The 26,800-nt window shown below is 59.7% G+C and carries 24 protein-coding genes and 4 pseudogenes; 17 read left to right on the top strand and 11 right to left on the bottom strand.

What is annotated here, in order from left to right; translation table 11 throughout:
• The first annotated feature begins 117 nt into the window (after positions 1 to 117).
• The 7 genes from hcaE (at position 118) to AB3X94_RS23360 (ending at position 6,370) form a co-directional block, all read left to right on the top strand.
• A complete protein-coding gene (gene hcaE / locus AB3X94_RS23330) occupies positions 118 to 1,482 on the top strand; it encodes a 3-phenylpropionate/cinnamic acid dioxygenase subunit alpha (protein ID WP_176122908.1) in 1,365 nt (454 codons plus the stop codon).
• On the top strand, positions 1,475 to 2,017 hold the full coding sequence (hcaF, locus tag AB3X94_RS23335) for a 3-phenylpropionate/cinnamic acid dioxygenase subunit beta (protein ID WP_368612848.1): 543 nt from the start codon (positions 1,475 to 1,477) through the stop codon (positions 2,015 to 2,017). The genes hcaE and hcaF overlap by 8 nt, the downstream gene beginning before the upstream one ends.
• A gap of 10 nt (positions 2,018 to 2,027) precedes the next feature.
• Positions 2,028 to 2,348, top strand: coding sequence for a 3-phenylpropionate/cinnamic acid dioxygenase ferredoxin subunit (hcaC, locus tag AB3X94_RS23340; protein WP_176110767.1), 321 nt, complete (start codon positions 2,028 to 2,030; stop codon positions 2,346 to 2,348).
• Entirely contained in the window at positions 2,345 to 3,181 is an 837-nt protein-coding gene (hcaB, locus tag AB3X94_RS23345) for a 3-phenylpropionate-dihydrodiol/cinnamic acid-dihydrodiol dehydrogenase (protein ID WP_368612849.1), read from the top strand. Before hcaC ends, hcaB begins: the two co-directional genes overlap by 4 nt.
• A gap of 17 nt (positions 3,182 to 3,198) precedes the next feature.
• A complete protein-coding gene (hcaD, locus tag AB3X94_RS23350; protein ID WP_368612850.1) occupies positions 3,199 to 4,425 on the top strand; it encodes a 3-phenylpropionate/cinnamic acid dioxygenase ferredoxin--NAD(+) reductase subunit in 1,227 nt (408 codons plus the stop codon).
• A 436-nt stretch (positions 4,426 to 4,861) separates the two neighbouring features.
• Positions 4,862 to 5,137, top strand: a complete 276-nt coding sequence (locus tag AB3X94_RS23355) for a transposase (protein ID WP_176110770.1) — start codon at positions 4,862 to 4,864, stop codon at positions 5,135 to 5,137.
• Positions 5,138 to 5,302: 165 nt separating this feature from the next.
• Positions 5,303 to 6,370, top strand: coding sequence for a purine nucleoside permease (locus tag AB3X94_RS23360; RefSeq protein WP_368612851.1), 1,068 nt, complete (start codon positions 5,303 to 5,305; stop codon positions 6,368 to 6,370).
• Between the two features lie 148 nt (positions 6,371 to 6,518).
• On the opposite strand, the pseudogene AB3X94_RS23365 reads toward AB3X94_RS23360, so the two are convergent.
• The 4 genes and pseudogenes from AB3X94_RS23365 to AB3X94_RS23380 form a co-directional block, all read right to left on the bottom strand.
• Positions 6,519 to 6,683, bottom strand: a pseudogene (locus tag AB3X94_RS23365) (OsmC family peroxiredoxin); the annotation flags it as partial.
• A gap of 143 nt (positions 6,684 to 6,826) precedes the next feature.
• Positions 6,827 to 7,519 (bottom strand): Crp/Fnr family transcriptional regulator, encoded by a 693-nt coding sequence (locus AB3X94_RS23370; protein ID WP_368612852.1) that lies wholly within the window; start codon positions 7,517 to 7,519, stop codon positions 6,827 to 6,829.
• A gap of 67 nt (positions 7,520 to 7,586) precedes the next feature.
• On the bottom strand, positions 7,587 to 8,126 hold the full coding sequence (locus AB3X94_RS23375) for an SUMF1/EgtB/PvdO family nonheme iron enzyme (RefSeq protein WP_368612924.1): 540 nt from the start codon (positions 8,124 to 8,126) through the stop codon (positions 7,587 to 7,589).
• Positions 8,107 to 8,529: pseudogene (locus AB3X94_RS23380) on the bottom strand (SDR family NAD(P)-dependent oxidoreductase); the annotation flags it as partial. The pseudogene AB3X94_RS23380 and the gene AB3X94_RS23375, both read right to left, overlap by 20 nt.
• Between AB3X94_RS23380 and AB3X94_RS23385 the strand changes: the two are divergent.
• The gene (locus AB3X94_RS23385; protein ID WP_368612853.1) at positions 8,507 to 8,716 is read left to right on the top strand and encodes a hypothetical protein; all 210 of its coding nucleotides are present in this window, start codon (positions 8,507 to 8,509) and stop codon (positions 8,714 to 8,716) included. The pseudogene AB3X94_RS23380 and the gene AB3X94_RS23385 sit on opposite strands and share 23 nt — an antisense overlap.
• 576 nt (positions 8,717 to 9,292) lie before the next feature.
• On the opposite strand, the gene AB3X94_RS23390 is transcribed toward AB3X94_RS23385, so the two are convergent.
• A complete protein-coding gene (locus tag AB3X94_RS23390; protein WP_368612854.1) occupies positions 9,293 to 10,762 on the bottom strand; it encodes a PLP-dependent aminotransferase family protein in 1,470 nt (489 codons plus the stop codon).
• A 103-nt stretch (positions 10,763 to 10,865) separates the two neighbouring features.
• Between AB3X94_RS23390 and AB3X94_RS23395 the strand changes: the two genes are divergently transcribed.
• The 4 genes from AB3X94_RS23395 (at position 10,866) to AB3X94_RS23410 (ending at position 15,234) form a co-directional block, all read left to right on the top strand.
• Positions 10,866 to 12,920, top strand: coding sequence for a PepSY domain-containing protein (locus AB3X94_RS23395; RefSeq protein WP_368612855.1), 2,055 nt, complete (start codon positions 10,866 to 10,868; stop codon positions 12,918 to 12,920).
• A gap of 91 nt (positions 12,921 to 13,011) precedes the next feature.
• Positions 13,012 to 13,707 (top strand): DUF4198 domain-containing protein, encoded by a 696-nt coding sequence (locus tag AB3X94_RS23400; RefSeq protein WP_368612856.1) that lies wholly within the window; start codon positions 13,012 to 13,014, stop codon positions 13,705 to 13,707.
• Positions 13,704 to 13,871, top strand: coding sequence for a hypothetical protein (locus AB3X94_RS23405; RefSeq protein WP_176110788.1), 168 nt, complete (start codon positions 13,704 to 13,706; stop codon positions 13,869 to 13,871). Before AB3X94_RS23400 ends, AB3X94_RS23405 begins: the two co-directional genes overlap by 4 nt.
• 208 nt (positions 13,872 to 14,079) lie before the next feature.
• Positions 14,080 to 15,234 carry a porin gene (locus AB3X94_RS23410; protein WP_368612857.1) on the top strand — a complete coding sequence of 385 codons (1,155 nt, stop codon included), beginning with the start codon at positions 14,080 to 14,082 and terminating at the stop codon, positions 15,232 to 15,234.
• A 68-nt stretch (positions 15,235 to 15,302) separates the two neighbouring features.
• Here AB3X94_RS23410 and AB3X94_RS23415 read toward each other — a convergent pair whose 3' ends face one another.
• The 3 genes from AB3X94_RS23415 to AB3X94_RS23425 all read right to left on the bottom strand — a co-directional run bounded on the left by AB3X94_RS23415 (position 15,303) and on the right by AB3X94_RS23425 (position 17,509).
• A complete protein-coding gene (locus tag AB3X94_RS23415) occupies positions 15,303 to 16,550 on the bottom strand; it encodes a GNAT family N-acetyltransferase (RefSeq protein ID WP_368612858.1) in 1,248 nt (415 codons plus the stop codon).
• Positions 16,551 to 16,613: 63 nt separating this feature from the next.
• Entirely contained in the window at positions 16,614 to 17,012 is a 399-nt protein-coding gene (locus AB3X94_RS23420) for an RcnB family protein (RefSeq protein WP_176110790.1), read from the bottom strand.
• Between the two features lie 155 nt (positions 17,013 to 17,167).
• Complete coding sequence (locus tag AB3X94_RS23425) at positions 17,168 to 17,509, bottom strand: DUF4148 domain-containing protein (RefSeq protein WP_368591899.1); 342 nt, start codon at positions 17,507 to 17,509, stop codon at positions 17,168 to 17,170.
• A 278-nt stretch (positions 17,510 to 17,787) separates the two neighbouring features.
• Between AB3X94_RS23425 and AB3X94_RS23430 the strand changes: the two genes are divergently transcribed.
• Positions 17,788 to 18,060 (top strand): hypothetical protein, encoded by a 273-nt coding sequence (locus AB3X94_RS23430; protein ID WP_368612859.1) that lies wholly within the window; start codon positions 17,788 to 17,790, stop codon positions 18,058 to 18,060.
• Between the two features lie 304 nt (positions 18,061 to 18,364).
• On the opposite strand, the pseudogene AB3X94_RS23435 reads toward AB3X94_RS23430, so the two are convergent.
• Positions 18,365 to 19,156, bottom strand: a pseudogene (locus tag AB3X94_RS23435) (TRAP transporter substrate-binding protein); the annotation flags it as partial.
• A 297-nt stretch (positions 19,157 to 19,453) separates the two neighbouring features.
• On the bottom strand, positions 19,454 to 20,359 hold the full coding sequence (locus AB3X94_RS23440; RefSeq protein ID WP_368612860.1) for an AraC family transcriptional regulator N-terminal domain-containing protein: 906 nt from the start codon (positions 20,357 to 20,359) through the stop codon (positions 19,454 to 19,456).
• Positions 20,360 to 20,500: 141 nt separating this feature from the next.
• Here AB3X94_RS23440 and AB3X94_RS23445 point away from each other — a divergent pair, with 141 nt between their 5' ends.
• Both AB3X94_RS23445 and AB3X94_RS23450 read left to right on the top strand, forming a co-directional pair.
• Positions 20,501 to 21,280 (top strand): SDR family NAD(P)-dependent oxidoreductase, encoded by a 780-nt coding sequence (locus AB3X94_RS23445; protein WP_368612861.1) that lies wholly within the window; start codon positions 20,501 to 20,503, stop codon positions 21,278 to 21,280.
• Between the two features lie 48 nt (positions 21,281 to 21,328).
• Positions 21,329 to 21,418, top strand: a pseudogene (locus AB3X94_RS23450) (IS6 family transposase); the annotation flags it as partial.
• A gap of 165 nt (positions 21,419 to 21,583) precedes the next feature.
• Here the strand turns inward: AB3X94_RS23450 and AB3X94_RS23455 are convergent.
• On the bottom strand, positions 21,584 to 23,554 hold the full coding sequence (locus AB3X94_RS23455) for a transglycosylase SLT domain-containing protein (RefSeq protein ID WP_368612862.1): 1,971 nt from the start codon (positions 23,552 to 23,554) through the stop codon (positions 21,584 to 21,586).
• A gap of 601 nt (positions 23,555 to 24,155) precedes the next feature.
• On the opposite strand from AB3X94_RS23455, the gene AB3X94_RS23460 reads away from it, so the two are divergent.
• Positions 24,156 to 24,944, top strand: a complete 789-nt coding sequence (locus AB3X94_RS23460) for a BMP family ABC transporter substrate-binding protein (RefSeq protein ID WP_368612863.1) — start codon at positions 24,156 to 24,158, stop codon at positions 24,942 to 24,944.
• A 417-nt stretch (positions 24,945 to 25,361) separates the two neighbouring features.
• Entirely contained in the window at positions 25,362 to 26,297 is a 936-nt protein-coding gene (locus AB3X94_RS23465) for an ATP-binding protein (protein ID WP_368612864.1), read from the top strand.
• Positions 26,298 to 26,800 lie beyond the last annotated feature (503 nt).

Consider the following 26,800-nt stretch of genomic DNA (forward strand, 5'->3'; position numbering starts at 1 on the left):
GGGCTCCCAGTTATCGTTCAAATGTCTTAAATCAAACAAACAAAATATTTTACAGCGTGACTGGCGCCGTCGATCATTTGCCCCATCCCCAAAAACCTCCATTGGAGGAGACGCCAAATGTCTCAGAAAGAGATCGACTTCGACGCGCTGGTCGATGCCCGCAATGGCCGCGTTGCATCCTCGATTTACTCGGACCCCGACCTGTACGAGCTTGAACTCGAACGCATCTTCGGCCGCTGCTGGCTGTTCCTCGCGCACGTCAGCCAGATTCCGAAAGCCGGCGATTACTTCAACACATACATGGGCGAGGACCCGATCATCGTGGTCCGCCAGAAAGACGGCTCCGTCAAGGCATTCCTGAACCAGTGCCGGCATCGCTCGATGCGCGTGAGTTACGCCGATTGCGGCAATACCCGTTCGTTTACGTGCCCATATCACGGCTGGTCCTATGGGACTGACGGCGCGCTCGTCGACGTGCCGCTGGAGCAGCGCGCCTACCCGCATGGCCTGTGCAAGGAGAAGCTCGGCTTGCAGGAAGTGACGCGCGTCGCCGAATACAAGGGCCTCATATTCGGTAACTGGGACGCGAGCGCGCCCGACCTCGAGGCGTACATGGGCGATATCGCGTGGTATCTGGACGGCGTGCTAGACCGCCGTCCCGGCGGCACCGAAATCATCGGCGGCGTACATAAGTGGGTGATCGACTGCAACTGGAAGTTTCCGGCAGAACAGTTCGCGAGCGATCAGTATCACGCGCTGTATTCGCATGCGTCGGCCGTGCAGGTACTGGGCGCGAAGGCAGGCGAGGACGACAAGGCGCTCGGCGCGGGACAGACCGCGCGCCCGGTGTGGGAGACCGCGAAAGATGCGCTGCAATACGGCCAGGCCGGCCACGGCAGCGGCTTTTTCTTCACAGAGAATCCGGACGCGAACGTGTGGGTGGACGGCGTCGTGTCGCAATACTTTCGCGATACGTATTCCGAAGTCGAGGCGCGTCTCGGCAAGGTGCGCGCACTGCGGCTCGCCGGCCACAACAATATGTTCCCGACGATGTCGTGGTTGAACGGCACCGCCACGTTGCGCGTATGGCACCCACGCGGCCCGAACCAGGTCGAGGTGTGGGCCTTCTGCATTGCGGACAAGGATGCCTCCGACGAAGTCAAACAGGCCTTCGAACGCAGCGCGACACGCGCATTCGGACCGGCGGGCTTTCTGGAGCAGGACGACTCGGAGAACTGGGTGGAGATCCAGAAAGTGCTGCGCGGCAAGCGCGCGCGGCAGACGAAGCTCGTCGTCGAAATGGGACTCGGCAACGAGAAGGTCCGCGAGGACGGCATTCCGGGCATGACCAACTACATCTTCTCGGAGACGGCCGCGCGCGGCATGTATCGCCGTTGGGCCGATCTGCTCGCCTGCGATAGCTGGGACGAAGTACTGGAGCGCACGCGCGCCTACGAACAGGAGGTGCTCGAACATGACTGAAACCACGCTGAACCGTCCGGCAACCGTGCCGCTGGCTTTGCATCACGAGATCGAACAGTTTCTCTATCACGAGGCCGAACTGCTCGATGACTGGCGCTTTCGCGACTGGCTCGCGCTGATGTCACAGGACGTGCATTACTCGATGCGCACGACCGTCAACGCACAGACGCGCGATCGCCGCCGTAGCGTCCAGCCGCCGACCACCTGGATCTTCAACGATAACTATGCCCAGCTGGAACGCCGCATCGCGCGCCTCGAAACGGGCATGGCCTGGGCGGAAGAGCCGCCTTCGCGAACGCGACACCTGGTTAGCAACGTCGTGGTGACGGCCACCCAGGATCCCGGCGAATTCGATGTGCGGCTCAACTACCTGTTGTATCGCTCGCAGAAGGAGCGCGACGAATCGATCTACGCCGGCAAACGCTTCGACCGCGTGCGTCGCGCGGATACGTCCGCGGCCTGGCAGATTTGCCGCCGCGAGATCACGCTCGATCAGGCGACCCTGAACTCTCATAACCTCAGCGTACTTTTCTGAAGCGAATATCATGGCACGCATTCTTGTTTGTGAAGACACCGCCTTATCCGACGGCGAGGCTATCAAGGTGGACGCCCCCGGCGAGGCCGTCGCTGTGTTCCGTTCGAATGGCGAGGTCTATGCGCTCGCCGACCGTTGCAGTCACGGCAATGCTTCGATGTCTGACGGATACGTGGAAGACGACGGCACTGTCGAATGTCCACTGCATGCGGCGCGCTTTTGCCTGAAGACGGGCGCGGCGCTGTGCCAGCCCGCGACCGAACCGCTCAGAACGTTTCCGATCGCTGTGGTCGAGGGAAAGATCTACGTCGACATGCCGGAGGTTGCATGAGCGCGGCGAAGATCGAGGCTAGCGGTTGGCTGCGCGACCAGGTCGCGCTGATTACAGGCGGCGGCTCGGGACTTGGGCTCGCGCTTGTCGAACGGTTTCTGGGTGAAGGTTGCCGGGTTGGCGTGCTGGAGCGGTCGGCGGAAAAAGTGGCCGCGCTTCACGAGCGCTTCGGCGCGCAGGTCGTGGCCGTGCAGGGCGACGTCCGCTCGCACGAGGACAATGCGCGTGCCGTCGCGGCCACGTTGGAGCGGTTCGGCTCACTCGACACGTTCATCGGCAACGCGGCGATCTGGGATCATGCGTCGGGCCTGCTCGATCTGAGCCCCGAACAACTGGACCACGGATTCGACGAACTGTTCGCGATCAACGTGAAGGGTTACCTGCTCGGCGCGAAGGCCTCGGCGCCCGCGTTGATCGCAAGCGAAGGCAGCATGATCTTCACGCTGTCGAATTCGTCGTTCTATCCGGGCGGCGGCGGCCCGCTCTACACCGCCAGCAAGCATGCGGCCGTCGGCCTGATCCGCGAGCTTGCTTACGAACTCGCACCGAAGGTGCGCGTCAACGGCGTCGGCCCGTGCGGGATGGCGAGCGATTTGCGCGGTCCGACCGCACTCGGCCAGGAGGACAAACGCATCATGGATTCGCGCTCTCCCGAGGCGATCGCCAGCATCCTGCCGCTGCAGTTCTTCCCCGAGCCCGCCGATTTCACTGGCCCTTACGTGATGCTGGCTTCGCGCGCGAACAACCGCGTACTGAGCGGCGTGATGATTAATGCTGATGCCGGTCTCGGCATTCGCGGCATTCGTCACGTCGCGGGTGGTCTTCATCTTTGATTCGCGAGAAGGGATTCATGAATCGTCCCGTTTATGTGATCGTCGGCGCAGGGCAGGCTGGCGCAAATGCAGCCGCCGAACTACGCCGGCAAGGTTTCGAGGGGCGTGTCTTGCTGGTGGGTGACGAAGCGCATCCGCCTTACGAGCGTCCGCCGCTTTCGAAGGACGTGCTGTTGCGTCCCGAGCAAACACGCTGTGCCGTGCATGCGGATGATTTCTACGCCCAGCACGATATCGAACTGCAGACCGGGGTGGCTGTCAGCACGCTCGATCGGCAAACGCGCAAGCTGACACTGGCGAACGGCACATCGATCGCATATGACAAGCTGCTGCTCGCGACCGGTGCGCAGGCGCGCCGGTTGCCGCTACTCGATGCTTTAGGCGAGAACGTGCATACGCTGCGCACACTCGACGACGCGCGCAAGCTCGCGAGCGAATTGCGCCCCGGCAAGCGCATTCTGCTGGTCGGCGCGGGCGTGATCGGGCTCGAGCTCGCGTCGAGTGCGGTCGATCTCCGCGCGCAAGTCACCGTGATCGAAGCTGCGCCATTGGCCATGGGGAGATGCGCGCCTGTGCTGCTCAGTCAGTTCCTGTGCGATGTTCATCGCCGGCGAGGGGTGACGTTTCACTTTGGCGCGACGCTCGCGAACGCCACGCGCGAAAACGGCGAGATCGTTCTGAATCTGCAGGACGGCACGCGAATTGCCGGCGACGCGGTGATCTACGGTGTCGGCGCGCAACCCGACATCGCACTGGCGCGGTCCGCTGGGCTCGCGATCGATAACGGCATCGTGATCGATGCGGCGTGCCGTACTTCTGACGTGCATATCTACGCGGCGGGCGATGTCGCGAGCCGGCACGACGCGAGCAGCGGGACTTATCGACGCCACGAAACCTGGGACAACGCGCAAAAGCAGGGCATTGCGGCAGCGCGCGCCATGCTCGGCCTCGCGCCCGACGCGCAAACCGCGCCGTGGTTCTGGACCGATCAGTGCGGCCTGAACGTGCAGTTCGTCGGCGACATGTCCGCGCCGGACTGGATCGTGCGCGGGCAACTCAACGAGCCACCGTGCATATTGTTCGGGCTTGATGAAGCGGGCGCGCTGGTTGGCGCGATCACCGTGAACTTCGGCCGTGAAATGCGCAGCGTGCGGCAGTTGGTGGAGCGTCGCGCGAAGCTGGCGCGCGAGGTACTGCTCGATCCAGGGCGGACGATGCGCGAGATCGCCAAAGAAGTTGTTTGAAGGGGATTTGTCGAAGTAGGTCTGCTACGCTCAAAGGCTCACCCGGAGGCCTTTTAGTCGGGGAAAAGGCAGCGATCGACGATGATGAAGGTCCGATGGGAATTGCTCGACGAAAAAGCGGCCAACAAGCGCAAGCACGTCGTTTGACTCCGAAGGAAATCCTGACAACTAGGCCAGCCATTTCCGACGGCATAATCGGCCAGCACCGATGGAAGTCGGATTTACGGTTGCCTACGATGTTTTCGACCGAGGCGGAGGCAATGGCGGAACCCCGAAGGCGAGATATAACTCCGAGGTTGCATCGGCCGTTGGCATGACCACGCCGGGGCAGAGGGACTGGTGCGTCGCACCCGATTCGGAAAAAGGAGGTCGATGATGCGATCAATATTTGACGGGACGGAGTGGGAGCCCGCAGCAAAGAAGACGATTGAATGATATGTCCGCATCCATACCACTGAGCGACGCGGACTGGGCCCGTATCGCCAGTCTTTTCCGGTTCGACGAAGCAAGGCGGTATGGAAAGACACCCAGGCATCCGCGCGAAATATTGAACGCGATATTATGGGTCTCGACACACCAAAAGGCATGGACCTATTTGCCGCCGGACATGCCACCTGCACGGACCTGCTACATAAAGTGCCTGCAATGGCGACGCGATGGGACCTTGAGACAGGTGGAAGCCCTCCTCGGACTGCGCATCGATTTCCGCTAACGCTTGCCAATTCATATCTTTCTCTGCTTATACTCATAGTCGCCTGAACGGCTCACGCCCAGGTCCCACGCTGCACGCCGATAAGAAACCACGACGTCAGTCGACAATACGGCACGCGATCCACGTTTTGGAACCGCAGTTCTTACATATCGGGTGGGACCACTTATGCGAAATCGTGCTTTTGGTGCTGCAATTTCATCGTTGCTGCTGGCAGGCGCAGCAGCTTCACCGGCCATCGCGCATGCCGACGACGGCTTCGCGCAGGACGACGGCGCATCGCGTGGCCGTCCGGTCAAGGTGATGATCATTTCGATGTTCGGTCCGGAAGGCCAGGTGTGGCTCGATCATCTCGGACCGTGGCAGGACATCCCCGTCGCGGGCCTGTCTCCTGACTATCCCGCAGTGCACTGCAATCGCCAGGAGGTGTGCGTGATGACGACGGGCATGGGGCACGCGAATGCCGCCGCGTCGATCATGGCGCTGACGTTCTCGCCTCGTTTCGACTTGCGTCATACGTACTTCATGGTGGCAGGCATCGCGGGTATCGATCCGCAGCAGGGGACCGTAGGTTCCGCTGCGTGGGCCAACTGGCTCGTCGACTTCGGGATTCAATGGGAGATCGACGGGCGCGAAATTCCGCCGGGCTGGAACACCGGCTATCTCGGCATCAACACAACGGGCCCGACGCAGAAGCCGCCGCTCGACTATCGCAGCGAAGTGTTCCAGCTCAATCCGGCGCTTTCGAATGCGGCATTCGCGCTGTCGCGCAACGTGACGCTCACCGACGACGCACAGGCGCAGGCTGCCCGCGCGAAATACAACTATGCGCCCGCGAACCGTCCGCCCACAGTGATCCAATGCGATACGCTGGCGGGCGACACCTGGTGGTCGGGCACCGATCTCGGCGAGCGCGCGCGGCAATGGACGAAAATCCTGACCGACGGCAAGGGCACCTATTGCACGACGCAGCAGGAAGACAACGCCACTTTCGAGGCGTTGACGCGCGCGGCGAGCGCGCATCGTGTTGACCTGGACCGTGTAGCGGTGCTGCGCGCCGGCTCGGACTTCGACCGGCCTTACGCGGGCCAGTCGAGCGCGGACAACCTGCTCAACTACGCGTCACAGGGCGGCTTCACGATCGCGATCAACAATCTGTTCCTGACGGGCAATTCGCTCGTGCAGGACATCGTCACGCATTGGGGCGAGTGGCGCGACGGCGTACCGCGGCGGTAGCGGGTTTGCGGCTTGGTGAAGCACCGCGCGTGTCGGTCTGCACAGCGATTCTGTCTGTGGTTGTCGTGGGCGGCCGATTGGAGAACGGTGGCCACGACAACGCAACGGGCGGTACGCTCGGCGCACCGCCGCCTGCAGTCTTTGTCAGTCATGCAACGCGCAGCGTCGTGTCGATGCGCGTGCCGCGCCTGATGAACAGCGTGCCCAGCGTCTTTTCGCAGATATCGGCGAGGCGGGCGCGTTGTGTCTCTTCAAGCGGTCCGTCGACGGCAACGTCGCGGCAGATGTACTGGGTGCCGTCGTGGTCCGCATTGCGTCGGCCATCCCGGAACTCCCATATCAAGGTAGACAGACGGATTCCGAGGTTTAATCACGTGGCGCTTAATTGCCGCTAATAAAACCATGTCATCTGAAAACGTCGGGTGTACGTTTCTCTCTACACGCCACTGTGTCCGTTCAGATAACAGAGCGAGAAGCGATTGCTGATCCTTTGGCAATTGCGCGCAACGCAGCGTAGTCCAGAATTGATATCTGATGACGGCCCCGTTTTGCGAGCACGCCGCGTCGCGTAAGTGACGCAAGAACTCGGGAGACTGTCTCTCGGCTCACATTTGCCATTGCTCCAAGCGATGCGTGACTCGGAAGTTCAATTGTCTGCTGCTCACTGCTAGCTGCGCCGATGAGGGTCGAAACAATCCAGGCAGACACTCTCGCGGTAGCGCCCAGAACACCTTGGTCCGTTTGGCGCTTCGCCAGGTCCCGAACCAATTGAGCCAGACATCCATTCAATGCGCTCGCAACTTCTGGCTCGCGAAAAATCCGGCGCGCGTCGGAGCGACTGATCAGAGCGACGCTGCTGTCACGGGTGGCGACAATATTGCCAGGCAACGGCATGTCATTGATGGCCGACACGGCGCCGACCATTTGGCCGGCACTGGCCGTACCAATGGGGATCTCATGTCCGTCTTCCGATAATGCACTCACTCGCAGGTGGCCGGCTAACAGCATAACTAAAGGCGAAGCAGTATCGCCCTGAAAACATACATAATCACCCGTTTTGAATTCGCCAATGCGCGCCACCTGCCTTGCAAGGCTGAGTACTTGCTCATCAGATGTTTTGAATAGCGTTTGTTCCCTGAGTCTTTCCATCGTTGCCTTGCAGTACCAGTAACTCTCTTGCAGAAAGAGGCATTTTAGGTGCGACTTTTAAGCATTGTTAAATCCTTTTTTCGATTGGACGTAATTGAATGAAAAGTTTCGAGGAAAAACTGGTGCGCAAACGTTGTACTCGAATTCTCAGAAAAAAATGCCGTCGTTTTTGTGCAACAAACTTTGTTTCCACGGGCGCTCCGCCGTCGTCGACGACGATCGCGGAGTCGAGGCTAGCCTGGACGGACGCCTGAGAACATCCAACGCTGCTCGGGCCGAAAGAGATTTGGATAGCTCGGGCGTCGGTCGGCAGTCGTGCGTCCGCCCAGGCCGCAAAGGCCGCGGCCTCGTAATAGCTGATGTGCATGACGGGTGCATTCCAGAGGTTTGAGGCCATTCGCTTGCATAGAGCCGGTACGTCATGGCGGGTGCCGCGCTGGTCCAGAGGGTATGAGAGACCACGCCGGCCGAGACCCAGAAACTGGCCCGGTGGCCAAATGCGGGATGCATGTATCCACGGGTGCTCCCGCTGTGAATCGCAGGGGCACTCGGGCAGGCTGTATGGGTCATGGCCGTCTCCACCGGTATCAGAGCTTCGAGCCGCCATCGACACGCAGCGTGTCACCCGTCACCCAGCGTGCCGCATCGGATGCGAGGAACAGGGCTGCGCCTGCGATGTCGTCGGGTTGCGCCACGCGCTTGAGGGCCTGCATGCCGAGGGTGAAGTCCCGGCCGGCATCGGTTTTGGCGAAGTTCGACATGTCAGTTTCAACAACGCCCGGCGCGATTGCGTTCACGCGAATGCCGCGCTCGCCAAGCGCTGCGGCGAAATGCTTGACCAGTGTGTCGATTGCTCCCTTACTCGCGGCGTAGGCTGACAGATTGCCAACCGAAGCGCGGGCTGCAAGTGAGGACAGCAGGACCACGCTACTGCCCTCGCCCAGCACGGGCAGCAGTTGCTGGACGAGGAAGTATGGGGCGCGCACATTGACGGCGAACAACCGGTCGAAAATCGCCTCGACGAGAGGCGTTGCATTGCTGCCCTCCTATGCCGAGAAATTGCTGCCCTGGTCGGTGACAAGCCGACCGCTCAAGGGCGAACCGCCAAGTATCGAGCTTGTGGTCGGCTATAACCGGAACAACCGCTCAGCGATCCTGTCGACGTTTCTGTCGCGCATCGACCAGATCAAGCAGTAAGTTGCACAACGGCAGGTTGCACGCCAAAAGCTGTGGCCTGCGCGTGATAGCTGGCCACAAGTAGACCAAGCCTAAACTGAGTCCAGTATGCCGCTCTGAAGCGTGAGGCTGGGGCCCAGCCTCACGATCGGTACTGAACCGGTTGAGCCTTTTCGCGGGGACTTTCACCTTGGCATCCGCGCAGGAAATGGCGAGTTGCGCAGCGCTTGCGCCGGACGCAGTTATCACGGCTTTGATGCAGCTCGTCGACAAGTCGCTTGTTTCGGTGGCCTCGGGTAGTGGCAACGTCCGGTATGCAGACGGTTTGATCATCCCCGCGCTGAGATAATCGGACATTTGTTGCGAGCCCCTTGCTGACCATCGCAAGCTGCACGTCTTCAAGATCAAGGGCCGGTGCTTTGTTCGGTTCAACGTCTGCGCCGGTTCATCGCGCACCTGTCCGCTTCGCGGCCGACTTATGCGAACCCGCACCCCGCGTGCGACGTCAATCGACGCTGACGGTCCACCCGGACGGCTAGTGATAATCTTCCCCCGCGAGCAGCGGAACGACCCTGGTGAAAAGTACATGAGGGGGCATTACCGCGAATCCGGCACGGATATTACGCTCTCGACGATGCCGGCGAAGGTCTGCACAGCGGGACGGATGGCTTCGATATCGAGCGCACCGAATCCCAGCAGAAATCCGTCACGAAATCCTGGATCTCCTTGATTGAACGTGTGCAGCCTGCGAAGGTAAATTCCCTGTTCAAGCGATCGCGATACAGTCGTATCGAAGTCAAGCAGATCACGGATTCTGATTGTCATATGCAGACCCGCCGCGTTCCGTGATGTTTCAAGTGCATCGCCAAAGCACTGGTCCAGACATCGGAGCAATTCCGATTGTCTTGCCCCGTAGATGTCGCGCATCCGGCGGATATGCTTCGAGAAATGCCCGTCCGCAATAAAGTCTGCCATCGCTGCCTGCAAGGAAAGGTGCCCCGGTCTGTACAAGCGCAACGAAGCGGCTGCGAAGGAATCGACCAGGTCGGGCGGAACAACTATATAGCTGAGCCTCATGCCGGGATACATGACCTTGCTTAACGTTCCCATCAGAATGACACGGCCGTTTTCATCGACGCCCTGAAGAGACGGAAGCGGACGCTGGTCATATCGGAACTCACTGTCATAGTCGTCTTCCAGAACGAATGCATCCCACTGCTCAGCTGCCGCACGCAGACCGGCACGCCGTTCGTCCGACAACGTCACCCCCATCGGAAACTGATGCGATGGGGTCGTCACTATGAGGCGAGCTCGGCGCGAACAGCGTTCGAGCTTCATACCGTTATTGTCGACAGCAATAGCCTCCACTTCCAGCCCGTTGGCGCGCAACAGGATTGGCGTTGCCCAGTGGCAAGGGTTTTCAACGTAGGCCAGTTCGCCCACGTCGGCCAGAATGCGTGAGCAAAGGTCAATCGACTGATTGCTCCCCATCGTCACGATGATTTGTTCCGGGGAGGCCCGAACCGCGCGCGATACGCGCAAATATTCCGACAGCGCGCGGCGCAACGGCAGATATCCGCCCGGATTGGAGTAGCCCATGAGTTCCGCATGCTGCTCGCCGAGATAGCGATTCTGGATACGCCTCCATATCTGATACGGAAAACAATCCGTGTCGCAAACCCCCGGAACGAACGCCCCCTTGCGTTCCTGGATGCCCGCAGGAGCGCTTATCAGCCGCTGCCCGCGCTCGGACAGGGTTCGTGCGGTCGATTCCCTGGGCGCTGACTTCATTGATTGCGGCAGCTTGTCGGAGACACGCGTACCACTCGTGGAATCGGTATGGAGATAGCCGTCGGCCGACAGCCTGTCATAAGCCGTTACAACGGTTATCCGGGAGACTTTTAGTGCAGCCGCGAGCGCTCGGGAAGACGGCAAACGTGTGGAAGCCTTCAGAGTGCCGTCCCATACTGCGTCCCGGATCCCGTTCGCAATCTGGATCTGTAGTGGTAGGGACCCATCCCGGCGGAGGTGGCCGATCAGGAGGTCAGCAAGCAACGAGTCAGCCATTGGACCTATCCAGCTTTTTGAATTGGACTCATAGGTTCGCAGTGGGTACGCGTACTGTCAAGGCTCGTCATCGACCAGGGCCTTTTCAGTTATTGGGGATCCTATGCATGTATCTCTACGTGAGCGTATTCGTCAGTTACATCGCGTGATAGGCCTGAGCATCGGTCTGTTCGTCGTCATGGTGGCGATTACCGGCGCGGGCATGCTGTTTCGGGAGCCACTCGAACCCGTCATCTACCACGGTCTGCTCAAGGTCGAATCGTGCAAAGAGCGCCTGCCGCTCGATACGTTGATTGCCAATGCCAGCGCTTCCAATCCAGCCGCAGGCCGGCCAAAGCAGGTGCGCATATACGCCGACGCGGATTCCAGCACACGTGTTCTCCTCAGCGACGACCGGTGGTACTACGTCAATCCATGCACTGGCGAAGTGCTTGGCAGCGAGCATCGTTACGGCGGCCTGTTCGGTACGATGGCCAGCCTGCACAGTTTTCAGTTTCTGAAGAATGGAAGCGTCGTCGCTGGAACGCTTGCGCTGACATTCGCGATTGTGCTGGTCGGTGGCGGCCTGGCTGTGTGGATTCCAGAGGCGTTGCGCAAACGCAGGCGAGTCGTCACGATCAAGCCCAACCTCACCGGTCGCGCGCGCTGGCTCAGTCTGCACAAAACCCTTGGCGCGTATGTCAGCCTCATCGTACTTGCGTGCGCACTCACCGGCGCGCTGCAATCGTTTCAATTCTTGAGAGATGCGCTCTACACGCTGACGGCATCGAAGCCCCCCGCACCTTCCCCAAGATCGGTCGTGCAGGCCGCGACGCAACGCCTGCCAGTCGAGGCCCTCTGGCAACGCGCACAGGCACTGGTGCCGCAACCAGAATATGCCCGCATTCGCTACCCTGGCAAGCCGGGCGATGCTTTCAACTTCGATCTTGTCGCACGCGACGCGCCGCATATCAATGCGTTCTCCTACGTTAGTGTCGATTCGAACACAGGCAAAGTGTTGCGCTTTACTTCATATGCGGAGAACAGCCTGGGTCATCGAATTTACCTGACGGCGCTTGCGCTGCATTACGGTTGGCTGAGCGGCGGAGTTCTGCAAGTGCTGCAACTGATCGGCGTGCTCTCTGTACCGGTATTGGCTTACGCCGGCATCGGCAGTTATCTGCGCGGCAGACGGCCTCGGCCGGCTCCCGTGTCGCCCCGGACGACTCTCGCGTTGAAAGTAGCCAGAAAAACGGCGGAAGCGGAGAACATCCAATCTTTTGAACTTGTCGACCCTGCCGGAAAAGCGCTGCCGCCGTTTGCCGCCGGCTCCCACCTCGATGTTCACGTACCCGGCGGAAAGGTTCGACAATACTCGCTGTGCAATCCTCCCGGGGAAAGACATCGCTATCTGATTGCCGTCATGCGGGCGGAACCAACGCGCGGTGGGTCGAGGGCCATGCATGAGCAGGTCAAGGAAGGCGACCTGATCGAAGTCAGCGCTCCGAAAAATCACTTCCCGCTCGTGGAATCCGCGAAGCATTCCCTGCTCATCGCGGGTGGTATCGGTATTACGCCGATTCTTTGCATGGCGGAACACCTGGCTCGTCTCGGAGCCGATTTCGAAATGCATTACTTCGCGCGCTCGCCGGCGCGCGCGGCCTTTGTCGAGCACATCAAGCGCTCGACATTCGCCGACCACGTTTTCTTCCACTTCACGGAAGAAGAGAAACAGCAACGGCTGGATCTGGCCGTGCTTCTCCAGACGCACGATGCCGGAATGCACTTGTACGTATGCGGCGGCGAGGCATTCATGAATGCCGTCATCGACGCCGCATTGCAGAAAGGCTGGCGCAAAGACCGCGTGCACAGGGAATATTTCAGCGTTGAGAAGAGGGAATCCGACAGCAATGTCGAATTCGACGTCACGATCGCAAGCACAGGTAGGACTATTTGTATCCCGGCAGACAAGACGGTAATGACTGCTTTGGCCGATTACGGAATCCATATTACGGCGTCCTGCGAGCAGGGCGTCTGCGGTACCTGTGTGACGCGCGTGCTGGAAGGCGAACCGCAGCATCGCGACGTGTTTCTCTCCGACGACGAGAAGAATAGAAACGATCGATTCACTCCCTGCTGTTCACGTGCCAATAGCCGGACGCTGGTACTCGATCTGTAGATGGAAAGACCGGAACTGTTTCAACCACTGGAAGGAGACACAAATGGGGATCACCGGAAAACTCGCTGTCGTGGCAAGCCTGATTGCAAGCATGGGCATCGCCAGCCTGGCGCACTCGCATGGCATCTATTTCGCGCAGCGCTCGAACCAATTGGCGCTGATCTACGGCGAGGGCAGCGACGACCTGGATGTCATCAAGCGCCAGCACAAGGTGAAAAGCGTCACTGCCTACGACGAGCAGGGCAAGGAGGTCGTCACGCATCTCACGCCCAACGGACCGCTGCTCGTGGTGGATACCGACACGCAGCCGGCAATCGTTGCCGGGATGATGGACTACGGCCTGTGGAGCAAGACCGCGAACGGCGAGTGGCAAAACAAGGGCAAGGACGAGGTGCCCGGCGCCACGTTCAGCGAGCACACGTTCAAGTACGCGGTGCATCTGCGCCGGCCCCTGAATGGGGCGATGCCCGTACTGCCCGGGCAGAAGCTGCAGATCGTACCGGTTGGCAAACAGATGCCGGATCAGTTGGGTCAGCCGCTCACGGTGCGGGTGCTCTACGACGGCAAGCCCGCGCCCGGCGCCGAGGTGCAACCCGATTTCGTCAATGACCCTGATTCCAAACCAATGAAGACTGGTGCAGATGGCACCGTGACGATCAAGGTGCGCAACCAGGGCCTGAACGTGGTCGTAGCAACACTCGATACGCCGCCGTCGGAACCAGCGAAGGCGAACCAGGACGAGCATAAGGCCACACTGTCGTTCGTGCTGCCGCACCTGCCCGAGTGATCAACGGTTATCTGCTGGAACTCCTCCCCAATGAAACGAATTTCCGGCCTGCTGCACTTGCTGCAGCCGCTTGCGGCGTGAAGCTTGTCGCGGACGACAAGGCGATCGCTCTCGCGACGATAGAAGACGAGTCGACGAGCAGCGCGCGCTTTGTCATCAAGTAAGGAAGGCGTCCCTCGACCTCGGCAACTCTGATTTCCGGCGTTTTCGTCGTTCCCCGATGCGCTGCGCCGCAACCGGCTACATCCATCTCGACGCAGCGAAGCGGGAGAAGTTTTATCCACCACATCATATGCGCCGGGTCGTCGGGTGACGACGCGTGACGAGTGTCGTTCGCTTTATTTCATTTTCTTATTCAACCAAGACCTTCTTATGAAAAAGTCTTTGATTGCCGCGGCGCTCGTAGCCTCGTTCACATGTACGGCACACGCTCAGAATAGCGTGACTCTCTACGGTATGATCGACGTCGGCATGAACTATGTGAACAACGTTGGTGGCCACAAGCAGTATTCGATGGTTGCCGGAAATCTGAGTGGCAACCGTTGGGGGCTGCGAGGCGCTGAGGATCTCGGCGGCGGACTTCAAACACTTTTCGTGCTAGAAAACGGCTTCAGTGTTGCGAACGGGAAGCTCGGCCAAGGGGGCGACGAGTTCGGGCGTCAAGCCTATCTCGGTTTTTCATCATCGAACATAGGTACCGTTACGTTCGGGCGTCAATATGATTTGATTAACGACTTGACCTACATGTTCGTGGCGGCACAGATGTGGGGTGGATTCGCCAGCGCCCATCCTGGTGATTTAGATAACACAGATGGTAGCAACCACGTCAACAACGCGATCAAGTTTCGCAGTGTGTCATACGCTGGATTGTCGTTCGCGGGCCTCTACAGCTTTGGCGGTGTCGCTGGGAAATTCAACCAGAACCAGATCTGGTCGGTCGGGGCGAACTACAATTTGGGGCCACTCACGCTTGGCACCGCCTTCGTTGACGCGCGAGATCCTAACTTTTCCTATTTTGGCAATACCGCGGCCTCAAGCACGACGGGGTCCAACATGTCTGGAAGCCGCGTGTATTCGGGCTATGCGTCCGCGAAAAGCCAGCAGATTTTCGTCGCAGGCGCTTCTTATGTCGTTGGTGCCGCTACGTTCGGCGTTGTCTACAGCAACACGCAGTTCAAGGATATCGGGACGCTAGCGGGTCTCCCGGCTACCGGCGCAGGCGGCGATGCCAAATTCCACGACGTTGAAGTCAATCTCGGCTATCAACTCACGCCAGCCCTCCACCTCGGCGTCGCCTATAACTACCTGAAAGGATATGGCGTGAACGGTGCAACTTACAATCAAGGCACGATCGGGGCTAACTACTTGCTATCCAAGCGGACTGACCTTTACACAGTCGCGGTTTACCAGCATGCGTCGGGCACCGATTCGACCGGTGGGAATGCGGTCGCAAACCTCAACGGCCTAACCGCCTCCACAACTCAGAGCCAGGTACAAGTAGTTGTTGGCATCCGGCATCGCTTCTAGCAGAGCTTGAAGTAGGTTTCGGATTGACGAGATGGGCGGGCATCCAATGCAAAGTGAACTGACGACTATTAAAACCCTTCAGAGTGGTTCGTTGTTTTTTTGAAAGGAGAACATTCCGGCGCATCTTCGTGCTGGATCAATCGCAGCAAAGGGCCGATGGCCTGGTTTAGCAGAGGCTGGCGGTGGCGTACCCAAATCTGCATCGGCTCCGGCCGGCAGCCAATGCGCGCTTTAGGTGCGAGCGCTGTCCTGCCGAAAGAGACACGTCGGCAACGGAAATCAATTGCCTGCGTCAGTGACGCATGCAGCAGGCGCAGATATAGCGGCACACCATTGGCGGCTGTTTCGCGATCGAAGCCGATGTGCCAGACGACCGCCGTCTCAGCATCCTTGAGCGTCACAACGAAGCCGTAAATTTGGCTTCCCGTGACTGCGACGTGGAACGCGATGGATGCAGCGGCAGCTAGCGCTAACGCCGACCAGTATTCCTGTTCCAACATAAACGGGCGCAATTTGGCATTAGTGTGGGTCTGCAGATAGAGATCTTGCAAACGTGCAGAAAACGGCGTCACCTGGTCAAGACGCTCGATCCGGAATCCAGCCGCCTCGAATGGCTTGTAGATCTGGGACTTGACGGCATTGCGATACTTGGAAGCGAGACTCGCAAGATAGTCATCGTGGGTATGGACACCTTCAGGTAGCGTCAGCACCATGTTTGGCTCGGTTTCGACGGCGGAATAGCTGAGTTCCCCGAGGCAGGCACTGGGCATCTTGTCGGCCTCCAGAATGTCCTTGACCAAAATCACGTTGGTCTGGCCATCCAGCTTTTCGCTTCGACGGGTACGATACAGTGCTTCCGCCACGGCGGGCCACAGTTCCGCAGGGGTGCTGCCGGGCGCGAAACAAACCCCGTGCTGCCCATAGCTGAGCAGGTTGCCACAGATAAGCACGCGCTCTTTGAATGGAACCTTGAGTTTGTGGTTGCGTTGTTCGCCTAGGTGGTCGAGGCTCACCTGGACGATTTGCATGCAGACAGTGGCGCGCGGTCCGTCGTCATCCGAGATCAAGGCGTAGCGCGGCTCTAGATTGGCTGGACCTGCCGCTTCAATCATTTGCAGGTATTCCGGCGAAAAATAAAAGCTCTGCCCAGCAGTTACCGAGCGCCAATCCTCCACATTGAGCTGGCGGAGGCGATGAGCAATGGCGATTTGAAACCCGCTAGCGCGACGCAGTTTCTTGCGTAGTTGCATACGGGTGTTCAGTCGTGGTGGAAGTAGTTTCATCGCGAACGGGCCGAGGACCAGCGGCAAACTCAAAACGACTGCACATCCTGCTTTCTCATCTTAGGCGAAGCCTCGTCGACATTGTTGCCGCCGGTGTTAGTGGCTGGAGAACAGGACGTCCGCAATGATGCCAGTCGCGATAGCGGCGAGCACGTAATCCCCGTTCACCCCGACCCAGTGATAGCCGTGCGGCGGCGGTCGGAGGCCGTGGCCGCGCCAGTCGTCGACGACGTAGTTGTGATTGCGGTATTCGGACGGAAGTCGATCGCCCTGACGCCAGTCGGCGTGCGGCATCGGGCCGCCCGGCCGCCCGCGATAGGCCTCCTGCGGCATGGGGCCATGACCGTGAACGGGCGGCGGACGCATGTCGTGTTGTTTGGGACCGTGCGCCGACCAGTCACTGTGATGCTGATTGTCGTGAGGCTGGGCGAAAGCGGGGATCGACGCACCGAGTAGGGCTGCAATCATGAGTTGGGCGAGCAATTTTGATTTCATGGCTGCCTCGAGAGGAGAATTGATCGATATGAAACAGTGGCGTGTGACGGCGATGATGTTTCCCCAGCCGTTCAGCGGAGATGGTCAGTGCGCAGGCTCTCTGCGCACTTCCATGGAAAGACGGTCGGACGAAGAGCCGTCCGGCAGTCAGCCGGTTAGTGACCGAAGTAGACGGAACCCGGGCCGGTGCGGGCTGCTTCGCTCGTGTAGGCATGGCCGCCCGCTGCGGACGAACCGCTTATGACGCCACCCACTCCGGACGTGTCCCCGTGTTGCGCAGCAACCTTGGCTTCAGCAGCCTGGATGTCCGCTGGATATTCGCGCGGGTTCGCACGGGCTGGGTTGTAGCCCGCTGCTTCTATTTCGACCAGTTGCTCACGGACTTCAGCGCGGGTTAGTGGATGGTTTGCTGCCGCGTTCGCTGCGGCGAAAACCGTAATCGGAGCAGCGAAGGCGATGGCAGCGACAAAGGCGGCGAGTTTAACGAGGGGCTTCATGGTTACTACCTCCTTGGTTGTTGGTTGGACGTTACAAGCTTCTGCTTGTTTTCAACCGTCAAGAGAAGTGTAAGGAAATAGTAAACAAGGGTAAACACCTACTTTGCAAGAGACTATTGCATTCAGTGCAATAAACATAGGCTATTACGGCAGCACAGCAGATATATAGTGCAAATTAGATGGCAATTCACATGCGGGCAGGGACGAGGAGGGGCTGTCGTAGCTCGCGCTCGCGAAGCCACGAGCCTACGCACGACCTTGAAACTGCGGATCAGTTCGTGGCGGCTTATGGATTCATAGTCTCCGAGCGTGGGCGCGATCTCGTCATCGCAGGCGTTGCCGTGATCCATTCGGTGTTCTTGCTCTTTGCCGGCGGTCTGAAATTCATCTTGCTTTCAGCCGTCCCGTATGTGCTTGCGACCGCGCTCTACGTCTGGGCTGACCGCGAGCAGGGCAAGCCAGTATTCATCACGTCGGACTGGATCATTTTCGTCGTTGTCATGATCGGTGCGTCATTGGAATCTATGGTCTCGCGACAGGAGGGGTCATGATCTGGCGGTCCTGGGCGGATAAGGGCTCCGATATCTCCTTGCGCCGTTGCCGAACACGCAGTACAGGCGCGACTCGACTTGCTGGATTTCCGGCTGAGTCACACTGAACCGTTGTACTAGCCAGCGGACATGACGAGACGATCCTCTCGACCGCGACCTATAGCATTCATCGAGGCTTCGTCGGCAAGGTCAACGTATGGTGGAACGAGTTGGGTGACGTCGTTACGATCGGCACCCGTCTCTACTGTTGCACTATAGGTCCCGCGAAGAATCTCGCGGGACCATTGCCGCCAGGGAGCGAGACTTACTTGATCGCCTGGATCTCGTCGACGATCTGCTTCATCTGCGGGGTCTTTTCGTACTTCGCCCACACCGGCTGGGTCGCCTTCACGAACGCGGCACGGTCGATCTGTGCTGCCGGGATGATCGTTGCGCCACCTGCGGTGACGGTCTTCTGCGCTTCGGCTTCACGTGCGGTCCACAACTGCTGATACACCGGCACGGAGTCGGCCGCAGCCTTCTTGATGATCTGCTGCTCCTGCGGCGTCAGCCTGTCCCACACCTTCTTCGAGAACACCAGCACTTCGGGGGTCATCGTATGCTGGGTTTCAGAATAGACCGTGGCGACTTCGAAGTGCTTGCCTTCTTCATAAGTCGGGAAGTTGTTTTCTGCGCTGTCCACGATGCCGGTCTTCAGGCCCGTGTACACCTCCGCGGTCGGCATCGGCGTCGGGATGCCACCCATTGCCTTGATTTCGTCGACCACCAGCTCGGACGGCTGGACGCGGACCTTCAGGCCCTTCATGTCCGCCGGAGACTTGATCGCCTTCTTCGCGTACATCGAGCGCGCGCCGCTCTCGTAGAACGTCAGAGCGATCATGCCTTTCCCCGTGAACGCGTTGAGGATCTTCTGGCCTTCCGGGCCGTACATGACCTTGCGGAAATGGTCGATGTCACGGAACAGGAACGGCAACGACGGGATCATGATTTCCGGCACGATCTCGGTGAATGAAGCACCGTTGGCACGCGTCATGTCGAGTGCGCCGATGCGCACCTGGTCGATCGTGTCTTTCTCCGAGCCGAGTGCGCTGTTGCCGAGGACTGCTGCACGCGCTGCAGAGTGTTCCAGCAGATCACGTAACGGCCGAGTTTGAGACGCCGTAGGCATCGGCTTGCATGAGGCAATGAGTGGCCACCTGCAGCCGTTCACCATCGTTGCCACGCGGTGATGCGAGCGCCCGCTCTGTGCAATACAGCGGACTTCCATGCAGGAACCGTACTGGAGCCGTCCCCATTGAAATTGTCACTCTCTGACTGGCGCAGGCAGATGCCGACGCGCTTACGTTGCGACGCGCGGGCTCACGAAGCGGGAGCCCCGGAACCCCGGAGTAACTCAAGCAGCCTCGCGCATCGTCTTCGCATTGGTTGAGTCCTCTTTGTCTCTTTTGGGTGGTGCGCCAAACATCCGCGCGTACTCCCGACTGAATTGCGAAGGGCTCTCATATCCCACCGCAAATGAGGCGGCTTGAACGCTCATCGACTGTGACAGCAGCAGCCTGCGGGCCTCCAGTAGGCGCAATTGCTTCTGATATTGAAGAGGGGAAAGTCCGGTCAGCGCCTTGAATTGACGGTGGAACGTCGACTGACTTAGTTGGGCGATTTTAGCCAGATCTTCCACTCGCACTGGCTGCGAAAATCGAGTTCTGATATTTTCCATCGCGCGCAGGACACCGTGCGAGGCATTCCCGCTCGACGCCAGCTTTATGATTTCGGGGCCTTTTGGACCTCTTAGCAACCAATAACAAATCTCCCGCATGACCAGCGGGTAAAGAATTCCGACCGCGTCCGGGGTATCCAGCAAGCGAACAACCCGCAACGCGCAATCGGCCAGCGGGCCGTCGAAGTCCGCGATGAACACGCCGCAGCTTGCGTCTCCTGCCGCCACAGGTGGCGGCGACATCTCCCTTGCAACGGCGCGCATCATTATCAGGTCGAGTTCCAGAACAAGAACCAGGCAAGGATTGTCGGGACTCGCTTCGAACACGCGGCCCTGCGACGGCGTCTCAACGCCGACCACCAGCGCCTGTCCGGCCCGGTACTCCAGTTTCGCCCCACCGAAGCTGGCCCATTTGGCACCCTGTGCAACGATGCACAGTGCTGGGCGCGCCACGAGAAATGTCGGCGGTTTCGGGTGGTCGGAGCGCAGAATCAGAAGCCCGTCCACGGCCGTGCGGTATGGGCTTGTTCCTGTTTGCGTTTCGATATAACGAAGCAGTGCAACGGCCAATTCGTTCGACATAGCTGCCTTGTATGGAGAATGCGCGTGGATCAAGCTTAGTGAGCGCAGCAGGATCAGGCAAGATTTGGGTAGGTTCGGGTATTAACTGCTGGTGGCTCTGCCGGGAGAATTGAGGTTTTCAAACTTACCGCCAGGTGCCAAATGGCAACGAACAATGGTCGTCACCCGACTTCGAGAATCGCGGTCGTCACCGGAGGCAGTCGCGGGATAGGCCGCGACACAGTTCTGCGCCTCGCGACTCGTGGAGTCCGCTCGGTCTTCACCTACCACTCGAATCGCGTCGAGGCGGAAAAGGTCTGTGCGATGGTTGCCGGAACGGGCGGACAGGCGCTTGCCCTCCAGTTGAACGTGGGTGATGCAAGCGCATTTGATGATTTCGTCACACGTCTGCGAGAGGCACTCGGGAAGTTGGGCGCGCAACACTTCGATTACCTGGTGAACAATGCAGGGACGTCGTCAGCGGCGACGTTCGCAGTGGGCACCGAAGCGGAGCTTGACGCTCAGTTCGCGGTGCATTTCAAGGGGCCGTTCCTGTTGACGCAAAAGCTGTTGCCGCTCATCAACGACGGCGGACGTATTGTGAACATTTCCTCGGGGCTGGCACGTTTCGCGTTTCCGGGGCGGGCGATCTACGGGCCGATGAAGGCAGCCGTTGAAGCGCTGACGCGCTATATGGCCCTTGAGCTCGCGCCGCGCCGGATCGCGGTCAACGTCGTCGCGCCAGGCGCAATCGCGACGGACTTTAGTGGTGGCATCGTGCGAGACAATCCGCAGGTCAACAAGGCCGTCGCCGACCATACCGCTCTTGGCCGAGCCGGACTGCCGTCGGATGTGGGCCCCGTGATTGCCGGTCTTTTGTCGGATGACTTTGGTTGGGTAAACGCGCAGCGCATAGAAGTGGCGGGTGGCATTCAAATCTGACTCGCCGTCGCTGGCGGCGGCAGCTCGAGGCCGGGTGCCAAGTCAATGCTCAGCCTGCGCGATATCGAAGAGTTGCTGTTCGAGCGCGGAGTGACGGTCGGCTACGAGACGATTCGCCGCTGGTGCGAGAAGTTCGGTGCGGCGTGCTTCTCTCTATCGTAAACACCTCGCGGCCCGGTTCGTCGCGTGGCGCGAATTTACCAATGTCACCCAAACTCCGTCGAATGTCTTCTGAGCCGCAGTGCGTTATGGATCATCATCGACGAGGTCGCCCAAATTGACAGTGCCGGAAGCGTTGCTATGTCATCGGGGCTCGACATGACCAAGCAGCTCCATCAGCGATTGCGGGTGGCCATCAAACAACGCCGCGTAGTAGACCGTGTTCGACAACACATTCTTGACGTAGTCGCGGGTTTCGTTGAACGGAATAGTCTCCGCGAAAATCGCGCCTTCCACCGGACGCGGCAGGTTGGCCTGCCACTTGCGCGAGCGTCCAGGGCCGGCATTGTAGCCTGCGGTCGCGAGCACGGCCGAACGGTCAAGCTGGTTGTATATCATCGACAGATAATACGTGCCGAGCAGGATGTTCGTGTCGATCTCATTCATCCTCGCCCGCGAGATCGGACCGAGCCCGATCTTCCTCGCGACCATCTCTGCGGTATCCGGCATCACCTGCATCAGGCCACCTGCGCCAACCTCCGAGCGCGCACTGATGATGAAGCGCGACTCCTGGCGAATGAGGCCATACGCCCATTCGATATGGGACCCGTTGGACTGCGCATCTCGCTCGACAATCGCGCGGAACGGCGCCAGATAGCGCAGCGAAAAATCATGCTCGGTCTGCGTCCTGTCGGCGGTGCTCACAGTCCGGTCGTAGAGCTCGATGCGGCGTGCGTACTCGGCGACTGCGAGCAGTTGCCGGTCGGTCATGCCGCGCAACTGCCAGTTCCACTCCCGGTTGCCTTCCGTGCGCAGGTTCAGCGCATAAAAACGTTTTGCCAGTTCGAAGCCCGGTGTCTGACTGGCCTTCTTAACTTCTTCGTCGGTCACTTTGATCTGTGGCGGAATCACAATCTGCTGGCCGAGCGCCTCGGAGGCCAGTTGGCCATAAAAGGTGTAAGTTTCCGCGATCTTCCCGAATTCCTGGTTCGCCGCTGTCACCTCGCCGGCCTGTTTCAACGCGCGTGCGTACCAGTAGACCCACGGTGGTTGTGCGCGCAGCGCGGCCGGCATCTGCTCGATCGACCAGCGCACCATCATCCAGTCTCCTGCCAGCAGCGCGCTACGCGTGCGCCACTCATAGGCCTGGCTCGACAGGGGCGCGTTCGCCGACAGCCGGTACCAGTCCACCGCGCCTGGCAGCTGCCGGGTCGCTGCCTGATAGGCAATCGTGCCCCAGCCGATAGCGCGTTCCGCCAAGGTGAGCGCCGGTGCGATCGCGGTGAAGATGGCTGCGGCCGCTGCCGGGTCGCTGGCCGCCACCTGCGTGATGGCGAGCAGCGCGAGTTGATGTGACGCCGAGTCCATCTGGATGCCTTTCGCCAGCAGCGCGCGCGGCTGGTTCCTCGCCTGATCGAGCAACAGTGGATCCGGGCGCGCCGTGCCCAGCGCATCGACCAGTCTGCCGCCGGTCCTCGTCGCGCCCTGTTCATAGGCCTCGCGAATCTGCTGCCAGACATCCTCCGAAGTGAACTGGGAATTACCCTTGAGCGCGGTGATCAGATCGACGCAGCCGTCGCCGTACCACTTCGGCTCGACGAGCAGCGCGCGCGCCGCGTCGGCGACGTTTTCACCCCGCGCGGCGCGCGACTCGAGCGCATAGCAATTCACCTGCGTGTCGTCGTTGAGGACGAACAGGGAATATTGGGAATCGAAATCCTTCCAGTCGTGGCGCGCGCCCAGCACGCGCAGGTAGTCGTTGCGCAGACGGTCGGCAATCGCCTGTCCGTCGTAGCGTTGCAGAAACGATAGCACCGGTACGTCCGGCGCATCGAGATTCGCATGCCCCGCGCCGTTGAACAGACGCGGCTTGATCTGAAAATAGCTGAGATAAGCCGGCGCTGGATAATTTCGGATTAGGCTCGCCAACTGCGCGGCACGCTCGGGATCGTTGTCGCGGGCGGCGTCACGCAACTTGATGAAAATCTGATCGTCAGCGGGAAGCGAGGAGAGTCGGGTGGGATGTCTGGCCACCGCCGTGCCAGACACGACGAACGTCGCGGCGGCAAGGGCAAAGCCGATCGCGCGAGACGCCCGGTCACGTCGTGTGGACATCGCTGTTCTTACCTTGTTTTAGTGCAGAAAATTGAGCCAAAGCTTAGGCCGCAATTCGGCGAAGCGATGCTTCGAAAAAGACTGGACCCAGCCCGTAATTCGGCGCTTTGCGAGCCGGATGGTTGCCTGTGGGGCGCCGTCTCACGCATCTAATTCCAGCCTAATTCTCAAGGGGGAGGATTCGTTCCGCAGCACCTCCGGAGCGCTGTATCTTCAGCTTGGTGTGGAATAGCCGCAGCCCCGGTCTAAAAATCTCGACTACTTAATTGTCGATGGTTGGTGACCTTATCTGAGTGGAAAGCAGTGTCCCATTCGCTTAACCTGACCAAGCCGGCAAAAGCCCACAACCAGCTGTCGGTGCGACAAATCGCTCTTGACGTTATCTTCCGCGCCTGCATAGACTTTGGACGTATTCAGGTCAGTTCTTCAGAACATTCGACTATCCGGGGAAGCGCATAGAAATCCTGCCCGAATGAAACCGGCCCCCGTCAACGAGCGACGTCGCGTTGCCTGTTCGCTGCTCGCACTGTCTGCGTTCGCCCCGACCGCACTCCGAGGCGCGACGCATGCATCCGTTGCAGGCACGGTTAGCAGATGGCCCGTGTTGCTGTTCATTCCCTACGCCGGAAGCGATCTCGGATTCAGCGAAGCCGCATATCGCGGCTACCTCCAGGTCCGCCACAACGGCTACCGGATGACCGTCGTGCGCGATGCCGACAGTCTGGGTGCCGCGCGAATTCTCACGGTTATCGGCCGCCACTACACGGCAGGTGTACGCGGTTTCATTCTGGTAGGCGCTGAGCTGAGCGCAGTCACCGCAACGGCAGCAGCACAATACCCGCAAGCCTATTTCGCGACCTTGTCTGGTAAGGCGAGTGGCCCCAACGTCGTCAACTATTGTCTCGATTGCAAGAGCCTCGGTGGCGCGCTTGCTGGTGCTGTTGCCGCGAGCGTGTCGAAGACGAAGACCGTCGGTTTCGTCGGCGGCGTAGAGTCTGTCGACGGTACGGAGGCGCAAAGCTTCAGGCAGGCCGTACTTGCCAAGGCGCCCGACGCAACGGTTCTGGTAGATTGGGTCGGCAACTGGGATGACCGCCGACGCACGCAGCAGTTGACCGTGCAGCAGATCGACGCCGGCGCCGACGTACTCGTTGCAGATGCAAATGACGCGGTGATCGTCGCGGCCGCCCGCCATCCGCACGTCCGCGTGATCGGCTGGATGGCCGATGCATCGCGTCGGTACGGAAACGTCGCGGCGAGCGTGATCATCGACACGAGCATCATTTTCCGGCGTTTCGTCGATGGAGTGGTCGCGGGCCGATTTGAGGGCGGCGACTACTCCGTCGTCGATACGGACAATGTCTGGAAGATTGTGTGGCCGCACGGGTAACCGCTGATATACGCTGAACTCGATCGCATGAGCTCGTTGAAAAACCAGATTACTGTAACGTTGATCGTACTGGTCACGGCAGTCGGCCTCATCGATGCGTATACGTCGTATTGGCTGTCGCGCAAGCACATCGGCGAACTGCTCGACGTGCACTTACAGGGCGCCGCTATCTGGCTGTCCGCCGGCAACGTCGGCGCGATAGGCTCACACGGTCCGCCGCAGCACTCCGTCGACGGCTTTGTCGGGCAAATCTGGAGGAGCGGCGACGCGGCGCCAACGGATAATACCGATCCGGAGCTGCTATTCGATCGCAATGCGCCGGACGGATATTCGATCGAGAGTATCGGCGGGCATGCCTATCGCATTTACACGTTAAGAAAGGCCGACGGCCGGTACACATACCAGGTCGGACAGCCGGTGGCGTTCCGCGAAGAAACAGCAAGGCATGCCGCGCTCGAAAGCCTGATACCCACGCTCATCCTGATTCCACTCGTCTGGCTCGCTATTCCCTTTGTCGTCAACGCGGCGTTCGCGTCGCTGTCGCGTGCAGCGGCGCAGTCGGAGTTAGTCGGCATTCGGCATCTCGAGCCTCTCGATATATCGGGCGTGCCGGACGAGGTACGGCCGTTCGCGGCGTCGATCAATCGGATGATTGCCCGCCTTCAGGTTGGTATCGACGCTGAGAAACGATTCGTCGCCGATGCCGCGCACGAGTTGCGCACGCCTATCGCTGCGATGCAGCTCCGCGTCGACAACCTCGTCAACGCTCCCGACGAGGCGGCACGCTCCGAGCGTCTGCGCGAATTGCGCGAGGCCATCGCTCGAGCGTCGACGATGATCCGACAGCTTCTCTCGCTAGCGCGAGCTGATGCACAGCTCGATTTGACAGCAATCGAGACAGTGGATCTGTCCCAGTTGGTTCAGAAGCTCGTCGCGGATTTTCTGCCGGTTGCAGATGCACGCTCGATCGATCTCGGTGTAGGGAAGTTCGAGAGCGCGCAAGTTGAAGCGCGTGAAGGAGAATTGCGTATGGCCGTGCGCAATCTGCTCGAGAACGCACTGCGCTATACGCCTGCCGGCGGAACCGTCGACATCGATCTGTTCCGAAGCGCCGACGACTTGGTGGTGCGCGTGACCGACAACGGACCGGGCATTCCGGAAGCGTCCCTGGACCGGGTGTTTGATCGCTTCTTCCGTCTGCGTGCGGAGGATTCGGAAGGTAGTGGTCTCGGGCTTTCGATCGTCAAATCGGTCGTGGCGAAGTACCGGGGCTCTATTTCGCTTGCAAACCGCAGCGATGGACACAGTGGTCTGATCGCTACAATCGTTCTGCCGGCGCGCGGCACTATGTAGGAGAGTGGGCCCTGAATGGCACCCGGTGACGGGTTTCGGTCGGGGAAGCGGCGTAACGCTAATTCTCATCAAATAGGCACCGTACATACTGGCATTGTGACTACGTTCCTGTCAGGTAGCCTTCTCTGAGCAGCGAGTTGCTTGCAGCTCTTTTGGTTATGCCTGCGATCAGTGCGATTGCAGTAGCGACTTGCGGCGAGCGCTTTGGAGATGTTCTAAGGATTATCGCAACCCTTTACAGTACATCTGTCGATCCAATGGAAATGGATCGAATACTTGAAGACATAAGAAGATTGGAATGTGTTTCTGACGTTGCTCTGATGTCACGTGTCGGGGCGTAGCGTAATCGAACGTCGGTAGACGCCAATCATCGCGGCGAGGGAAGGACACTGGCGGCGCAGCGGGCGCATGCACAGGTCGCCTGACTTCATCCGCAGCCGTGCATCGCGACCGACCCCATTTAATAGGACCGAGGAAGGACCCTTCCGTCGATTCTCATTCCC

The sequence above is a fragment of the Paraburkholderia sp. BR10923 genome, assembly GCF_040948765.1.
Taxonomy (GTDB): Bacteria; Pseudomonadota; Gammaproteobacteria; order Burkholderiales; family Burkholderiaceae; genus Paraburkholderia; species Paraburkholderia youngii.

Bases quoted from the DNA above. Each gene is read 5' to 3' on its own strand.
- AB3X94_RS23440 (WP_368612860.1), bottom strand. From the start codon at position 20,359: ATGTCGAACGAATTGGCCGTTGCACTGCTTCGTTATATCGAAACGCAA.
- AB3X94_RS23420 (WP_176110790.1), bottom strand. From the start codon at position 17,012: ATGAAATCAAAATTGCTCGCCCAACTCATGATTGCAGCCCTACTCGGT.
- AB3X94_RS23375 (WP_368612924.1), bottom strand. From the start codon at position 8,126: ATGGCGGCTCGAAGCTCTGATACCGGTGGAGACGGCCATGACCCATAC.
- hcaF (WP_368612848.1), top strand. From the start codon at position 1,475: ATGACTGAAACCACGCTGAACCGTCCGGCAACCGTGCCGCTGGCTTTG.
- AB3X94_RS23425 (WP_368591899.1), bottom strand. From the start codon at position 17,509: ATGAAGCCCCTCGTTAAACTCGCCGCCTTTGTCGCTGCCATCGCCTTC.
- AB3X94_RS23390 (WP_368612854.1), bottom strand. From the start codon at position 10,762: ATGGCTGACTCGTTGCTTGCTGACCTCCTGATCGGCCACCTCCGCCGG.
- AB3X94_RS23445 (WP_368612861.1), top strand. From the start codon at position 20,501: ATGGCAACGAACAATGGTCGTCACCCGACTTCGAGAATCGCGGTCGTC.
- AB3X94_RS23395 (WP_368612855.1), top strand. From the start codon at position 10,866: ATGCATGTATCTCTACGTGAGCGTATTCGTCAGTTACATCGCGTGATA.
- AB3X94_RS23400 (WP_368612856.1), top strand. From the start codon at position 13,012: ATGGGCATCGCCAGCCTGGCGCACTCGCATGGCATCTATTTCGCGCAG.
- hcaB (WP_368612849.1), top strand. From the start codon at position 2,345: ATGAGCGCGGCGAAGATCGAGGCTAGCGGTTGGCTGCGCGACCAGGTC.
- AB3X94_RS23360 (WP_368612851.1), top strand. From the start codon at position 5,303: ATGCGAAATCGTGCTTTTGGTGCTGCAATTTCATCGTTGCTGCTGGCA.
- AB3X94_RS23455 (WP_368612862.1), bottom strand. From the start codon at position 23,554: ATGTCCACACGACGTGACCGGGCGTCTCGCGCGATCGGCTTTGCCCTT.
- AB3X94_RS23410 (WP_368612857.1), top strand. From the start codon at position 14,080: ATGAAAAAGTCTTTGATTGCCGCGGCGCTCGTAGCCTCGTTCACATGT.
- AB3X94_RS23370 (WP_368612852.1), bottom strand. From the start codon at position 7,519: ATGGAAAGACTCAGGGAACAAACGCTATTCAAAACATCTGATGAGCAA.
- hcaE (WP_176122908.1), top strand. From the start codon at position 118: ATGTCTCAGAAAGAGATCGACTTCGACGCGCTGGTCGATGCCCGCAAT.
- hcaD (WP_368612850.1), top strand. From the start codon at position 3,199: ATGAATCGTCCCGTTTATGTGATCGTCGGCGCAGGGCAGGCTGGCGCA.
- AB3X94_RS23355 (WP_176110770.1), top strand. From the start codon at position 4,862: ATGTCCGCATCCATACCACTGAGCGACGCGGACTGGGCCCGTATCGCC.
- hcaC (WP_176110767.1), top strand. From the start codon at position 2,028: ATGGCACGCATTCTTGTTTGTGAAGACACCGCCTTATCCGACGGCGAG.